Annotated in this window: 13 protein-coding genes and 1 pseudogene; 2 read left to right on the top strand and 12 right to left on the bottom strand. The window is 72.5% G+C overall.

Going from position 1 to position 14,656, the window contains the following annotated elements:
* Window positions 1-109: 109 nt before the first annotated feature.
* From CLV34_RS17095 to CLV34_RS13930, 4 genes and pseudogenes are all read right to left on the bottom strand, one after another.
* Window positions 110-610, bottom strand: a pseudogene (locus CLV34_RS17095) (shikimate kinase); the annotation flags it as partial.
* A 1-nt stretch (window position 611) separates the two neighbouring features.
* A complete protein-coding gene (gene aroC, locus CLV34_RS13920; protein WP_100350910.1) occupies window positions 612-1,829 on the bottom strand; it encodes a chorismate synthase in 1,218 nt (405 codons plus the stop codon).
* Between the two features lie 113 nt (window positions 1,830-1,942).
* Window positions 1,943-2,359, bottom strand: coding sequence for a peptidoglycan-binding domain-containing protein (locus CLV34_RS13925; RefSeq protein WP_157803861.1), 417 nt, complete (start codon window positions 2,357-2,359; stop codon window positions 1,943-1,945).
* A gap of 165 nt (window positions 2,360-2,524) precedes the next feature.
* Complete coding sequence (locus tag CLV34_RS13930; RefSeq protein WP_157803862.1) at window positions 2,525-2,956, bottom strand: peptidoglycan-binding domain-containing protein; 432 nt, start codon at window positions 2,954-2,956, stop codon at window positions 2,525-2,527.
* A 201-nt stretch (window positions 2,957-3,157) separates the two neighbouring features.
* On the opposite strand from CLV34_RS13930, the gene CLV34_RS13935 reads away from it, so the two are divergent.
* Window positions 3,158-3,748, top strand: a complete 591-nt coding sequence (locus tag CLV34_RS13935) for a prepilin peptidase (RefSeq protein ID WP_100350913.1) — start codon at window positions 3,158-3,160, stop codon at window positions 3,746-3,748.
* Between the two features lie 52 nt (window positions 3,749-3,800).
* On the opposite strand, the gene CLV34_RS13940 is transcribed toward CLV34_RS13935, so the two are convergent.
* The 8 genes from CLV34_RS13940 to CLV34_RS13975 form a co-directional block, all read right to left on the bottom strand.
* Window positions 3,801-4,667, bottom strand: coding sequence for a shikimate dehydrogenase (locus tag CLV34_RS13940; RefSeq protein ID WP_100350914.1), 867 nt, complete (start codon window positions 4,665-4,667; stop codon window positions 3,801-3,803).
* Window positions 4,667-5,827: an endolytic transglycosylase MltG gene (gene mltG, locus CLV34_RS13945; RefSeq protein ID WP_100350915.1), complete on the bottom strand. Its 1,161-nt coding sequence runs from the start codon at window positions 5,825-5,827 to the stop codon at window positions 4,667-4,669. The genes CLV34_RS13940 and mltG overlap by 1 nt, the downstream gene beginning before the upstream one ends.
* A gap of 36 nt (window positions 5,828-5,863) precedes the next feature.
* Entirely contained in the window at window positions 5,864-6,337 is a 474-nt protein-coding gene (ruvX, locus tag CLV34_RS13950; RefSeq protein WP_100350916.1) for a Holliday junction resolvase RuvX, read from the bottom strand.
* Window positions 6,334-9,042, bottom strand: a complete 2,709-nt coding sequence (alaS, locus tag CLV34_RS13955) for an alanine--tRNA ligase (RefSeq protein ID WP_100350917.1) — start codon at window positions 9,040-9,042, stop codon at window positions 6,334-6,336. The genes ruvX and alaS overlap by 4 nt, the downstream gene beginning before the upstream one ends.
* A gap of 72 nt (window positions 9,043-9,114) precedes the next feature.
* Window positions 9,115-9,444 (bottom strand): hypothetical protein, encoded by a 330-nt coding sequence (locus CLV34_RS13960; RefSeq protein ID WP_157803863.1) that lies wholly within the window; start codon window positions 9,442-9,444, stop codon window positions 9,115-9,117.
* A 32-nt stretch (window positions 9,445-9,476) separates the two neighbouring features.
* Window positions 9,477-9,878, bottom strand: coding sequence for a DUF948 domain-containing protein (locus CLV34_RS13965; RefSeq protein WP_100350919.1), 402 nt, complete (start codon window positions 9,876-9,878; stop codon window positions 9,477-9,479).
* A 141-nt stretch (window positions 9,879-10,019) separates the two neighbouring features.
* Complete coding sequence (rpsD, locus tag CLV34_RS13970; RefSeq protein WP_100350920.1) at window positions 10,020-10,646, bottom strand: 30S ribosomal protein S4; 627 nt, start codon at window positions 10,644-10,646, stop codon at window positions 10,020-10,022.
* A 229-nt stretch (window positions 10,647-10,875) separates the two neighbouring features.
* Window positions 10,876-12,294, bottom strand: coding sequence for a replication-associated recombination protein A (locus tag CLV34_RS13975; RefSeq protein WP_100351026.1), 1,419 nt, complete (start codon window positions 12,292-12,294; stop codon window positions 10,876-10,878).
* 78 nt (window positions 12,295-12,372) lie between these two features.
* Between CLV34_RS13975 and CLV34_RS13980 the strand changes: the two genes are divergently transcribed.
* The gene (locus CLV34_RS13980; protein ID WP_100350921.1) at window positions 12,373-14,634 is read left to right on the top strand and encodes an MMPL family transporter; all 2,262 of its coding nucleotides are present in this window, start codon (window positions 12,373-12,375) and stop codon (window positions 14,632-14,634) included.
* Window positions 14,635-14,656: the final 22 nt, after the last annotated feature.

Consider the following 14,656-nt stretch of genomic DNA (forward strand, 5'->3'; position numbering starts at 1 on the left):
GGGGGGTCTGCTCGGTGTCGCTCACGCTGCTGCCTTCCGTCGTCGTGCTGCCGGTCGTCCCGGTGGTGGTGGCGCCCTCACGGGCGGGCGCGGTGCGCAGGTGCTCGACGATCTCCGCCACGACGGCGTCCACCGGACGTCCCGTCGCCACCTGCAGCGTCGCGACCTCCTCGTACCAGGCGCGGCGGGCGGCCATGAGGTCGCGCCAGCGGACCAGGCCGTCGCCCGCGAGGAGCGGGCGCGTGGTGTCGGCGGCGATGCGCTCGGCGACGTGCTCGGCGTCGACGTCCAGGAACACGACGGCACCGCCGTCGCGACCGTAGGCGGCGAGCAGCTCGCGCGTCTCGGCGGCGAGCACCGCTCCCCCGCCGAGCGCGAGGACGCCGTCGTGCCCGGCCAGCGCCGCGGCGACGGCCGCACGCTCGCGGGCGCGGAACTCGGGCTCGCCGTGCTCGGCGAAGATCGCGGCGACGGTGGTGCCCGCGGCTGCCTCGACGTCGTGGTCGGTGTCGCGCGAGTCGAGCCCGAGCAGCGCCGCGAGGCGCTGCATCACGGTCGTCTTGCCGCTCGCCGGGGGGCCGACGAGCACGACGACGGGTCGCGCCCCCATGTCAGCGCAGGAGCTCGGGGATGGACGCCTCGTACGCCTCCGCGTTGCGGCGGACCTCGGCGAGCGAGTCGCCGCCGAACTTCTCGAGGAGGGCGTCGGCGAGCACGAGCGCGACCATCGCCTCGGCGACCACGGCGGCCGGCGGGACGGCGCACACGTCGGAGCGCTGGTGCTGGGCGCGCGCGGCCTCGCCGGTGGCGACGTCGACGGTGGCGAGCGCCCGCGGCACGGTGGAGATGGGCTTCATGGCGGCGCGGACCCGCAGGACCTCGCCGTTCGTCATGCCGCCCTCGACCCCGCCGGCACGGTTGGTGCTGCGCAGGATGCGGCCGTCCTCACCGCGGACGATCTCGTCGTGCGCCTGCGAGCCGCGGCGGTGCGCGGTGCGGAACCCGTCGCCGACCTCGACGCCCTTGATGGCCTGGATGCCCATGAGGGCGCCCGCGAGGCGCGCGTCGAGGCGGCGGTCGCTGTGCGCGTACGTGCCGAGGCCGGACGGGAGGCCGTAGGCGAGCACCTCGACGACGCCGCCGAGGGTGTCGCCGTCCTTGTGGCACTCGTCGATCTCGGCGACCATCGCGGCCGACGACGCGGCGTCGAAGCAGCGCACGGGGTCGGCGTCGAGCGCTGCCACGTCGTCCGGGGTGGGCAGCGCGGCGTCGTCGGGGACGTCGGTCGAGCCGATCGCGACGACGTGCGACACGAGCCGCACGCCGAGCGCCTGCTCGAGGAGCTTGGCGGCGACCGTCCCGAGGACCACGCGGGTCGCGGTCTCGCGCGCGGACGCCCGCTCGAGCACGGGGCGCGCGTCGTCGAAGCCGTACTTGCGCATGCCGATGAGGTCAGCGTGCCCCGGGCGGGGGCGCGTCAGCGGCTTGTTGCGGGCGATCTCCCGCACGTCGCCCGTACCGGCGTCGACCTGCAGCGCCTCGGCCTCGACCGGGTCGGCCGACATGACGTCGACCCACTTGGGCCACTCGGTGTTGCCGATCTGGACGGCCAGCGGGCCACCCTGCGTGACGCCGTGGCGCAGTCCTGCGAGGACGGTCAGCTCGTCCTGCTCGAACTTCTGGCGCGAACCCCGGCCGTAGCCGAGGCGGCGGCGCGCGAGCGCAGAACGGAAGTCGTCGCTGACGATCTCGACACCGGCCGGGAGGCCTTCGATCACGCCCACGAGAGCGGGGCCGTGCGACTCACCAGCGGTCAACCAACGCAGCATGCTGCAATCCTCCCACGGGCCCGCCGAGCGCCCGCGCGCGTTCCGCGAGATGAAACGGCGACGGGGCACCCCGCGATGTGTCGCGGAGCACCCCGTCGTGGACGAGCCGGTCGTCAGCAGACGACGCGACGGACGCCGTCGTGGGTGGCGAAGTGCAGCACCGAGGCGGTCGCAGGTCCGTAGAAGCCGTCGGCCGTGACGTGCTCCTTGCCCTGGGCGTACTTGAGGGCTGCCTTCGTGGCCGGGCCGTACGACCCGTCGGTCGCAATGTCACGGTCGTAGCAGAGCACGAGCGCGAGCTGGAGCGCGTAGACGCCGTCGTTGTCAGCGCCCGGGGCCATGTAGCACGACGTGATGTAGCTCGACCCCGAGTGGTACGCGGGCTTGATCGCCTGCCCGACCGCACCGCCGTACGAGTCGTTGCAGGTGTAGGTCGCGGCGGATGCCGAGGTGGCTGCCGCCACGCCCGGAGCGGCGAGCGCGGCCGTCGTGGCGAGGACGGTGACGAGCCGACGGACGGAGTGCTTCATGCGTGTTCCCCTTTGCTCGAGCTCGTCACCGGTGACGAGCTGGATGTCACAAATCATCCGTGATGTGCCTGATGCACGTTACGTAACGTATATCGCAGCCCCGCGAACAATCAAGCGGTCCGCGTGTGTCGTGCGCGAGCGACGTCGGCTCCCCGTGCCGGTCCGTCAGAGGCAGGCTTGGCCCTTGACGAGCCACGGGAAGAGCGGGAAGAGGATCCGCACGGCGGTCTCCGGGCCATAGAGGCCGTCGTCGTCGACCTTGAGCTTGCGCTGCGCGACCTTGAGCGCCGCGGCGGTCTTGGGCCCGTAGACCCCGTCGATGACAAGGTCGTCCTGGTCGTAGCAGATCGCGAGGGCCGCCTGCAGGCGCTTGATCGCGACAGGCTCTCCCCGCGTCGAGGACATGTAGCACGCGTACGTGCGCCTGTCGTAGGTGGGCTGCGGGTGGCTGCCGTCGGACGCCGCGACGACCGAGTCGCACGAGTAGCCCACGGCGGACGCCGGTGTCGCGGTCAGCAGACCGGCCGCGAGCAGGGCCACCATGGCGGTGAGGACGGCGGCCAGACGCCGCACGGACCGGATCGAAGACATGTTCATCGGTACTCCCCTGGTTCGGAGCCCGTCCTCGTCGACGGGCCGAGATCCCCGTTTCATCCGATGAGGGTTGAACGAGGCTTTACGAACCTAGTGGGTGATTTGCGGCAGGACAACCCGGTCGCGGGGAGCTCCGTGCGTCGGTGTCCACAGGCAGGCGAGCCGATCCTCACGACGACGCCCCGGAGCCGTTAGGTTGGCCGCGTGACCGTGACTCGCGCCCTGCTCCCAGAGCGTGCCGGGCTGCTGGCCCGCGCCCTCGGCGAGCTGCACCGAGGCGGCGTCGTCGGCGTCACGCTGGGCGTGCTCGCAGCGGTCGTCACCGGTCGGGCGACGTGGTCGGCGCCGGTCGTCGGAGCCGTGGTGCTGGTGGCGTTCGTGAGCGGTCCGCTGGCGGTGGTCGACGCGCGCACCCGCCGGCTCCCCGACACGATCACCCTGCCGTCGATCGCCCTGACCGCGATCCTGGTGGTCGTCCCGAGCCTCGTCGCGGGGCAGCAGGCAGCGGCCGTCCGCGCCCTCGTGGGTGCGGCGGCCGCTGCCGGGCTGCATCTCGTGCTCTGGTACGTCGGCGCGGGGATCGGCCTCGGCGACGTGAAGCTCGTCGCGCTCCTCGGCCTGCCGCTGGCGTGGTACGGATGGTCGACCCTGCTCGGCGGGCTGTTCGTCGGCTACCTGCTCGGCGGGCTCTGGGCCGTCGGCCTGGTCGTCACGCGCCGCGCCGGCATGCGCGCGACGATCCCCTTCGGTCCGTTCCTCGTCGCGGGGTGGTTCGTCGCGACGCTGTCGACCTGAGCGAGCGCGACGGCGGCTCGCCGGGGATCTACCGGCAGCTCAGGACCGTGACTCAGCGGGCGGCGAGCGACTCGCCCAGGGCCGCGTCCATGGCGTCGAGGGGGCCGGGACGGCCCGTCATGAGCCGAACCTGCTCGGAAGCCTGGTGCAGCAGCATGCGCTCGCCGTCGACCGCCACCCCGCCCGCGGCCGCCCACGCGTCCGAGAGCGGGCTGCGGCGCGGGTCGTACGCCACGTCGAGCAGCACCCCCGCGACTGCGCGGTCGGCGAGAGCGGGGACCAAGAAGTCAGCGGCGCCGGGCGGAAGCGTCGAGACGAGGACCGCGTGCCCGGCGAGCGTGCTGGGCGCCTCGTCCAGCGGCACGAACGACGGCTGCACGCCGAGCCGCTCCGCCACGGCGGCGAGGTCCGCCGTCCTGGCGATCGACCGCGCGTACACCGTCGGGGCCTCGCACCCGAGCCGCTGCAGGGCCGCGAGGGTCGACGCGGCGGTCGCCCCGGCGCCGAGCACCGCGGCGTCGGAGACCTCGGTGCCTCCGTCGACACCGGCGTCACGGAAGCCCTCGCGCAGCGCCTCGACCACGCCGTGGACGTCCGTGTTGAAGCCCCAGGAGACGCGCTTCTTCTTCTCCCGCGTGAACACCACCGTGTTGACCGAGCGCAGGTCGGCGGCGAGCGGCTCCACCTCGTCGAGCAGCCCGATCACCGTCTGCTTGAGCGGCATGGTGAGGCTCAGGCCGGCGAAGTCGTCGTCCAGGTCACGCAAGAGGTAGTAGAGCTGCTCGGACGTCACGTCCTGACGCCCGTAGCTCCACCCGTCCAGTCCGAGCGCCTGGTACGCCGCAGCGTGCAGCAGAGGCGACAGCGAGTGCTCCACGGGGTGTCCGACAACTGCCGCCCGACGGCACGCTCGGGGCATCAGCCCTTCCCCGGGTTGGCAGCCTGCCAGGCACGAAGCTTGGCGACGTTCAGATCGTGATCGTGCTTGTTGGATGCGAACAAGGTCTTGCCGGTGTCGAGGTTGACCGCAGTCCAGAACATCAGGTCACCGGTCGCCGGCTTGACGACAGCCTCGACGGCGGACCGTCCCGGCGAGGCGATCGGCCCCGGCGGCAGGCCGGTGAGCACGTAAAGGTTGTACTTGTTGTTGGCATCCGCCTTGTCGGCGTTCGTCAGCTCGGTGCCGGACTTGCCCGCGCCGTAGGCCACCGCGGCATCGATCCCGAGCGTCCAGCCCTGCTTGAGACGATTGTTGATCACCTCTGCCATCTTCGGTTGATCGGCCGGAACCTTGGCCTCGCGCTCGATCATGGATGCCTTGATCAGTACGTCCTGCTGCTCCGAGGCCGGGACCTTGAGGTCCTTCAGCTCCGTCTTCGTCTGCGCCACCATCTGGCTGAGGATGTCGGTCGCCGTGACACCGGGGTCGAACGAGTACGTGGCCGGGTAGAGCCAGCCCTCGTAGTTCTTCTTCGCGACGGCAGGGAGCCCGGTGGCCTTCGTGTTCTTCATCGCCTTGGTGAAGTCCGACCGGGGAATCCCCGCGACGGTGCTCGCGCGGTCGAGGATCTGGTCGACGGTGAAGCCCTCGGGGATGGTGAGGACGGTCGACACGCGGCCGGTCTGCGCGGCGAGCAGCGCGACGACGTCCGACGCCTTCATCTGCGTGCGCAGCGTGTACACGCCGGGCTGGATGCCGGCGGCTGCCGGGTTCGCCTTGTACGCGTCGGTGAACGCCTTGGTGCTGGCGACGACGTCGTCGGCGACGAGGGTCCGGGCGATCGCAGCGCCCGTGTCACCCTTCTCGATCGTCACGTCGACCGACCCGGTGCCCGGCCCCGCGTAGTCCTTCGCCTCGGACCCGAGGTGGAAGCCGTCGACGCCCGGCAGGACCTTGTCGTAGACGAACCAGCCGGCGCCGCCCACGACGAGGAGCGCGAGGAACAGGACCGCGGTCCGACGGCGCCGACGACGGCGACGCTGCGCCGCGGTGACCCGCTGGGTGCGGCGCTGCGCGCTGCGCGACCGAGGGGGCTGCGGCGTCTGCGTCGGCGCGGGGGCCGAGAAGAGGTCCGTCATGCTCTCCTGCCTTGTCGGGCGTCCGGCGTCGGGACGCTATGTCGTGACGAGCTCCCCCGTGCGGGCACCGGCACGACGCTCCGCGTCGAGGGCACCTTGGAGGATGATAACCGCCGCCACCTGGTCGACCACAGACCGCTGCTTGCGGCCGGGTCGACCCGCGGCCTGCATGGACCGGTGCGCGCTGACCGTCGACATCCGTTCGTCGACGAGGTGCACCGGGACCGGCGCGACCGCGCGGGCAACCTGGACAGCGTACTCGCGGGCCGAGGCGGCGGCGGCACCCTCGGCCCCCGACAGGTGCCGCGGCAGCCCGACGTACACAACACGTGCACCGCGCTCGCGTACCTCGTCCACGACACGCGCGACGTCGGTCGCGCCGGCCATGTCGCGTGCGAGCGTCTCGACGGGTGTCGCGACGAGCCCGTCGGGGTCGCTCACCGCGACCCCGACGCGCACCGAGCCGACGTCGAGCGCCAGCCGCGGTCCGCGTTCGATGCCGTCCGTCACGACCGGGTCGCCACCGCGTCCACGACGGCCTGCAGCGCGGCAGGCACGGCGCCCGCGTCGGTGCCGCCGCCCTGGGCCAGGTCGTCCTTGCCGCCCCCGCCGCCGCCGAGCACGCCCGACGCGGCGCGCACGAGCGCACCCGCCTTCACGCCGGCGTCACGGGCGCCCGCGTTGGTCGCGACCACGACGACCGGTCGACCCTTGCTCGTCCCCGCGACCGCGACGGCGGCCGGCGCGGAGTCGCCCAGGCGGGACCGCACGTCGAGCACGAGGGCTCGCAGGTCGTCCGCGGACGCCACGTCACCGGCGTCGTGCGTCACGACCCGGACGCCCTCCGCGTCCACCGCGGAACCGGCGAGCGTGCCGGCCGCAGCGAGCAGCTGCGCCTGGCGCACGCCGGCGAGCTCCTTCTCGACGTCCTTGAGGCGCGAGACGAGCGAGGACACCCGCTCCCCCAGCTCGTCCGGGCGCGCGCCCAGGATCTGGGTCAGCTGCCCGACGAGCGCGTGCTCCTTGGCCTGGAAGCCGTACGCGCCGTCGCCGACGAGCGCCTCGACACGCCGGACACCCGACCCGACGGACGCCTCACCGAGCAGTGCGACACGGCCGATCTGCCCCGACTGCTGGACGTGCGTGCCGGCGCACAGCTCGCGCGACCAGTCGCCGCCGATGGAGACCACGCGCACACGGTCGCCGTACTTCTCGCCGAACAGGGCCATGGCACCGAGCTCGCGGGCCTCCGCGATCGGCATGACCTGGTCGGTGACGTCGAGGTTCTCGGCGAGCTGCTCGTTGACGCGCTCCTCGATCTCGGCGAGGGCGGACGAAGGCACCGCACCCGGCGAGCGGAAGTCGAAGCGCACGCGGCTCGGCGCGTTCTCCGACCCCGCCTGCGTGCGGTCCGGGCCGACGATCTCGTGGAGCGCCTTGTGGATCATGTGCGTCGCCGAGTGGGCGCGGCTGATCGCCTTGCGGCGGGCCCTGTCGATCTCCGCGGTGCCGCAGTCCTCGAGCGTCACGGTGCCCTCGACCAGGCGACCGCGGTGCACCGACAGTCCCTTCACCGGCCGCTGGACGTCGTCGACCTCGACCGTCGCGCCGCCGTCGAGGACGATCGTGCCCTGGTCGGCGAGCTGACCGCCGGCCTCGGCGTAGAACGGGGTGCGGTCCAGCACGACCTCGACGTCCGCGGGCGCGTTCGCCGTGGGCGCGGGCACGCCGTCGACGAGCAGACCCACGACGCGCACCGGGGCCGTCAAGTCGGTGTACCCGAGGAACTCGACGGGAGCTGTGAGCTCCTTGTCGATCGCCTCGTAGGCACGCAGGTCGGCGTGGCCCGTCTTCTTGGCGAGCGCGTCGGCGCGCGCGCGGCGCTTCTGCTCGGCCATGAGGTCGCGGAACGCCTTCTCGTCGACCGCGACACCCTGCTCGGCCGCCATCTCCAGCGTCAGGTCGATCGGGAAGCCGTACGTGTCGTGCAGCGCGAACGCCTCCGAGCCGCCGAGCAGCGCACCTCCGGCGCCCGCGGAGCTCTTCGCGCGACGGACCGCGGTGTCGAGGATCGTCGTGCCCTGCGCGAGCGTGCGCCGGAACGCCTCCTCCTCCGCGTACGCGACGTCGCTGATGCGACGGAAGTCGGTCTCGACCTCGGGGTAGGACGCCTTCATCGCCTCCATGGAGACGGGCAGCAGCGACGGCAGCGCCACCTCGTCGACGCCCAGCAGGCGCACGGACCGCACGGCACGGCGGATCAGCCGGCGCAGCACGTACCCGCGGCCCTCGTTCGACGGCCGGACGCCGTCGCCGATCACCATGAGGGCCGAGCGGACGTGGTCCGCGATGACGCGCATGCGCACGTCGTCCTCGTGGTCCGCGCCGTAGCGGCGTCCGCTGAGCTCCTGCACGCGCTCGATGACGGGGAAGACCTCGTCGATCTCGTACAGGTTCTGCTTGTCCTGCAGGAGGTAGGCGACGCGCTCGAGGCCCGCACCCGTGTCGATGCTCTTGTGCTCGAGCTCGCCGAGGAGCGGGTAGTCCTTGCCCGTGCCCTCGCCGCGCAGGAACTGGTCGAACACCAGGTTCCAGATCTCGATGTAGCGGTCCTCGGCGCGCGGGTCGCCCGGCCACTCGGGCACCGCGCCGCGCAGCGCCTCGGGGCCGAACTCCGGGCCGCGGTCGTAGTGCCACTCCGCGCACGGGCCGGCCGGGCCCGGCTGGCCCGTGTCCCAGAAGATCTCGCCGCGGGGCAGGCGGACGATCCGCGACGGGTCGAAGCCGATGCCCTTCGTGAGCGCGTCGTACGACTCGTCGTCCTGGTCCCAGATCGTGACCCAGAGGCGCGACCCGTCGAAGCCGTACCCGCCCTCGGCCTGCGAGGTCGTCAGGAGCTCCCACGCGAAGGCGATGGCCTCCTGCTTGAAGTAGTCGCCGAACGAGAAGTTCCCGTTCATCTGGAAGAACGTGCCGTGGCGCGTCGTGCGCCCGACGTTGTCGATGTCGTTCGTCCGGATGCACTTCTGCACGCTCGCGGCGCGCGGCCAGGGCGCCTCCTGCGACCCCAGGATGTACGGGATGAACGGGACCATGCCCGCGATCGTGAACAGGATCGAGGGGTCCGGCGACACCAGCGGGACGCTGGGCACGATGGCGTGGTCCTTCGACTCGAAGTAGTCGAGCCAACGCTTGCGGATCTCGGCGGTGCGCATGGTGTCCTTCAGGAGTTCAGGAGTTCAGGAGTTCAGGAGTTCAGTGCTCTGGCAGTCAGGGGCGGGTCGCGCTCAGAAGAACGCGTAACCGCTGTCGGGGTCGTCCGGGTCCTGCGGCAGGTCGGCCTCGTCGGGCGCGTGGAAGGCAGCTCCGGGACGCGCTCCCCGGGCCTGGGCAGCACGGACCGCGGCGGGGTCGGGCTGGCCGTCGGCGAGGAGCATCGCCTCGAGCTCGGCCTCCCGTTCGGCGCGTGCGACACGGAACTCGTCGGCGAACGTGGCGACGAAGCCGCGCGCCCGCTCCTGGGCGTCGCCGAGCCGGTCGCCCGCCTGGTCGACGAGGTGCGTCGGGGCGTAGCGCCGCACGACCTTGCGGCCCTCGCGCACGACGACCACGGTCACGACGACTCCCACGCCCACCCAGAAGAGGCGCCTCACCGCACGCCGCCGGCACGCTCGGACGTGGTCGACGCCGACGCCGTACGCCGACCCGAGGCCGTTGCGAAGGCACGCCGCACGCCGTAGCTGAACGCCGCGACCTTGACGAGGGGTCGGCCGACCGTCGCCGCATACAGCGCGGTGAGCGCGGAGACGTTCTCGGAGACCTGCGCGGCGGCCGTCGTGACGACGTCGACCTTCTCGAGCTGGCCGTTGGCGGACGTGAGCGCCGTGGCGGCCTCGTCGAGGATCGGCAGGGAGTGGTCGGTGAGCTGCTTGACCGACGACCGGGTCTCGTCGAAGACCTTGCCGAGCTTGAGCAGCGGCAGCGCGAGCACACCGACCAGCAGGACGAACGCGATCGCGGCGATCAACCCTGCGACGTCACCGACGGACATGTGCTCCCTCATCTCTGCGTGGCCGGGCTCCGAGCAGCCGCACGGACCCTTGCGGAACCTTACCCGGACGCACGAACGCCCCGCGCAGCACCACCAGGACGGCAGGCTGCGGCGGGGCGTCCGTCGCGGGCGACGAGGACGTCAGCGGGCGTAGTACTCGACGACCAGCTGGACCTCGCAGGTCACGGGGACCTCGGCGCGCTTGGGGCGGCGCACCAGCTGCGACGACAGCTTCTCGAGCTGGACCTCGAGGTAGCCCGGGACCGCCGGGAGCACGTCGCGGTGGGCACCGGCAGCGGCGACCTGGAACGGCGTGGTGGCCTGGCTCTTCGGCTTGACCTGGAGGGTCTGGCCCGGCTTCACCTTGAAGGAGGGGCGGTCGACGATCTTGCCGTCGACGAGGATGTGACGGTGGGTCACGGCCTGGCGCGCCTGCAGGATGGTGCGGGCGAAGCCGGAGCGCAGCACGAGGGCGTCGAGACGGGTCTCGAGGTTCTCGACGAGCGCCTCACCGGTCAGACCCTTGTCCTTGCGGGCCTCCTCGTACGCACGAGCCATCTGCTTCTCGCGGAGCGCGTACTGCGCACGCAGACGCTGCTTCTCGCGCAGACGGACCGCGTAGTCGGACTCGGTGCGGCGGCGGGCGCGGCCGTGCTCGCCGGGCGGGTAGGGGCGCTTCTCGAAGTGCTTGACGGCCTTCGGGGTCAGGGCGATGCCGAGCGCACGGCTCAGACGCACCTGACGGCGCGAACGGGTCACAGAGGACACGGTGGTTCCTTCTCTTCCTGTCGTGGAATCTGAACGTCGCAGCCGGGCACGTCACGCGCCCGGTGCTGGACCAGCCGACGGGCTCCCGCTCCAGACCGCTGCTCACGCCGGGCGAGAGAGAGGTTCTGGCAGGTGCCGCAGGGCCGAGGTCCCAGGGTTGATGCAAAGGATCATGCATCGGTCGTCCACGCGGGACAACCCCCCTAGCCTACCAGAGCGAGGTCTCTCCTCAGTCCCGCGAGCCGGTCTCCCCGGCCCCGCCCGCACCCCGCAGGATCTGCCGCACGCGCTCGACCCGCTCCCCCACGGCCCGCTCGTATCCCCGGTCGGTGGGCGTGTAGTAGCGCCGGCCGGCCAGCTCGTCGGGAAGGTACTGCTGCGCCGCCACCGCGTGCGGGGCGTCGTGCGCGTACACGTACCCGCCGCCGTGCCCGAGCTTCTCGGCGCCGGCGTAGTGCGCGTCGCGCAGGTGCGCGGGCACGACACCGATGCGCCCCGCCCGGACGTCCGCCAGCGCGGCGTCCACGCTCAGGTACGCGGCGTTCGACTTCGGCGCCGTCGCCAGGTGCACGACGGCCTCCGCGAGGACGATTCGTCCTTCCGGCATGCCGATGAGCTGGACCGCCTGGGCGGCCGCGACAGCGGTCTGCAGCGCCGACGGGTCGGCCATGCCGACGTCCTCGGCCGCCGAGATCACCAGGCGGCGCGCGATGAAGCGCGGGTCCTCGCCCGCCGCGACCATGCGTGCCAGGTAGTGCAGCGCGGCGTCGACGTCGGAGCCACGGATCGACTTGATGAACGCCGACACGACGTCGTAGTGCTGGTCGCCGTCCCGGTCGTACCGGACCGCCGCGACGTCGATCGCCCGCTCCATCGTGGGGACGTCCACCATCGGGACGTCGCCGGTGGCCCCCGAGGACGCGCGCGACCCGTCGTCCGACAGTGCGGCGCCCGCCGCCGCCTCGAGGACCGTGAGCGCCTTGCGCGCGTCACCGCCCGCGACCCGCAGCAGGTGGTCGAGCGCGTCGTCGTCGAGCGTCACCGCTGCCCCCAGGCCGCGCTCGTCCACCACGGCCCGTTCGACGAGCGCCCGCACGTCGTCGCCGGTGAGCGGCTCGAGCGTCAGCAGAAGCGAGCGGGACAGCAGCGGCGCGTTCACCGAGAAGCTCGGGTTCTCCGTCGTCGCCGCGACGAGCGTCACCCACCGGTTCTCGACGCTCGGCAGGAGCGCGTCCTGCTGCGTCTTCGAGAACCGGTGCACCTCGTCCACGAACAGGACGGTCTCCTCGCCGCCCGCGACCAGCCGCCGGCGCGCGTCCTCGACGACCGTCCGCACCTCCTTGACGCCTGCCGTCACCGCCGACAGCTCCACGAACCGGCGCCCGGACGACCGGGCCACCAGGTAGGCGAGCGTCGTCTTGCCCGTTCCGGGCGGTCCCCACAGCACGACGGACGACGGCGCCGCGCGGGACGCGTCCGCGGGCTCGACCAGGCGCCGCAACGGCGACCCGGGGCGCAGCAGGTGCGCCTGTCCGACGACCTCGCCCAGGTCACGGGGGCGCATGCGCACTGCGAGGGGCGCCGACGCCGGCACCGCCGGGAGCCCCGACGTGTCGCGCGCCGACGCGTCGAAGAGGTCACCGAGCACGTCCACGCCTCGAGCGTACGCACCGCGGACGACATCCCCGCACCGCCGCGGGGTCCCGCCCGCCCCCGCGGATCTGGGATGCTGACCCTCGTGTTCGCAAGACTCGGCCGTCTCGTCGCCCGCCGCCCCCGGCGCACCCTGTTCGTCTGGCTCGTCGTCGCCGTGGGGTGCTACCTCCTCGCGACGCTCGGCGTGGGCGGCGGTGGGGCGCTGTTCGACCGCGTCGACTCCGGTGCGCCCGAGGTCGCCGGGTCCGAGAGCGCGCAGGGCGCCGCGCTGCTGAACGAGCACAGCGCCGACGGCGGTTCCGTCACGCTCCTCGTCGGCAACGCCCCACCCACGACCAAGGGCATGGGCACCGCCCTGTCGGGCCTGCACGACGACCTGCAGGCCATCCCCGGCGTCGACAGCGTCATCGACCCGTTCGTGCTGCCCGACGGCGCGTCGTCGCCCGCCGCCAGACCGCTCATCGCGCGCGACAAGGACGGCTTCATCGTCGTGGTCGACCTCGCCGACGGGCTCACCCCGGACGAGCGTGCGGCGGCCCGCGACGCCGTCGTCGACCGGCTGCGCGACACCGGCACGGACCTCGCGGACGTCGCCCCGGACGCGACCCTGCTCGTCGGCAACGACAACCTGACGGTCAGCGCCATCACGCAGCAGCTCGAGGACGACCTGCGCACCGGCGAGGCCGTCGCGCTGCCCGTCGCGCTCGTCATCATGGTGCTGGTCTTCGGCGGCTTCCTCGCCGCGTCGATGCCGATCGTGGGGGCGCTCGCGTCCATCGGCACCGGCTTCGGCGTGCTGTACGCCATGACGACGTTCATGGACGTCGACGCGACCGTCATCAACGTCGTCACCGTGCTCGGGATCGGCCTCTCGATCGACTACGGGCTGCTCGTCGTCTCCCGGTTCCGCGAGGAGATCGCGCGGCGGCTCGCCGACGACGACACCCCCCGCACGCGCCGCCGCGCGAGCCCGGTGCGCGACGCGCTCGTCGCGACCCTCGAGACCGCCGGGAAGACCGTCGCCTTCTCCGCCGTGACGGTCGCGATCTCGGTCGCGTCGCTCGCCGTGTTCAAGCCGGAGCTCATGCGCGCGATCGGCATCGCGGGGACCGCCGTGATCCTCCTCGCGGTCGCCAGCGCGCTCACCCTCGTCCCGTCCCTGCTCGCCATGAGCGGGACGCGGCTCGCGCGCCCCGGCGTGCTCGGTCGCATCCCCGGGATCCGTTCCGTCCTGCGCCGCACGTCCGACGTGACGTCCGACCACGGGGTCTTCTCGCGTCTCGCCGGGCGCGTCCAGCGGCACCCGCTGCTCGTGATGGTCGGCTGCCTCGCGGTGCTCGGACTCCTCGCGGCACCCGCGCTCGGGCTCCAGCTGCGCAACTCCGGCATCGAGCTGCTGCCCACGTCGTCCGAGCCGCGGCAGTTCGTCTCAGCGCTCTCCGAGCAGTACCCGGGCGCCCGCAGCCCCGAGGTCCAGGTCGTCGTGGTCGGCTCCGCGGACGACGCGAAGGCGCTCGCCACGCAGCTCGCCGAGATCGACGGCGTCACGTCGGTCGACGCCCCGCAGACCGCCGGCGACGTCACGCTCCTGGGGGTGCGGACCGAGGCCACCGACCCCGGGGCCCAGGAGGTCGTCGACGTCGTCCACGCCGCACGCGCGCTCCGGGACGACGGCACGACCGCGACCTACTACGTCATCGGGCAGGCAGCGGGGCAGATCGACTTCGCGACGGCGCTCGGGGACCGCGTGTGGTGGGCCGTCGGCATCGTCGCGGTCGCCACGCTCGTGCTGCTGTTCCTCATGACCGGGTCCGTCGTGCTGCCGGTCAAGGCACTCCTGACCAACGCGATCTCCCTGTTCGCGTCGCTCGGTGTGCTGGTGTGGGTGTTCCAGGAGGGTCACCTGTCCGGCCTGCTCGGGTTCACGAGCGCCGGCGGCATCGAGATCTACGTGGTCGCGCTCGTCGTCGCGTTCGCGTTCGGGCTCGCGATGGACTACGAGGTCTTCCTCATCTCGCGCATCAAGGAGATCCACGACTCCGGCGTGCCGACCCGCGAAGCCGTTCAGCTCGGCCTGCAGCGGTCGGGCCGCATCATCACGAGCGCGGCCCTCATCATCGTGGTCGTGTTCGCCGGGTTCGCCGCCGGCAAGCTGCTGGTGACGAAGGAGATCGGGTTCGCGCTCGCGATCGCCGTGATCATCGACGCGACGATCGTCCGGATGCTCCTCGTCCCCGCGACGATGACCGTCCTCGGACGGGCGAACTGGTGGGCGCCCCGGTTCCTGCGGCGCATCACCGACCACACCGCGGTGCGCGGGCTGCGCGGCTGACCGGATCGCCGAACGGGCGTAG

Source organism: Luteimicrobium subarcticum, from assembly GCF_002798015.1.
Classification (GTDB): domain Bacteria; phylum Actinomycetota; class Actinomycetes; order Actinomycetales; family Cellulomonadaceae; genus Luteimicrobium; species Luteimicrobium subarcticum.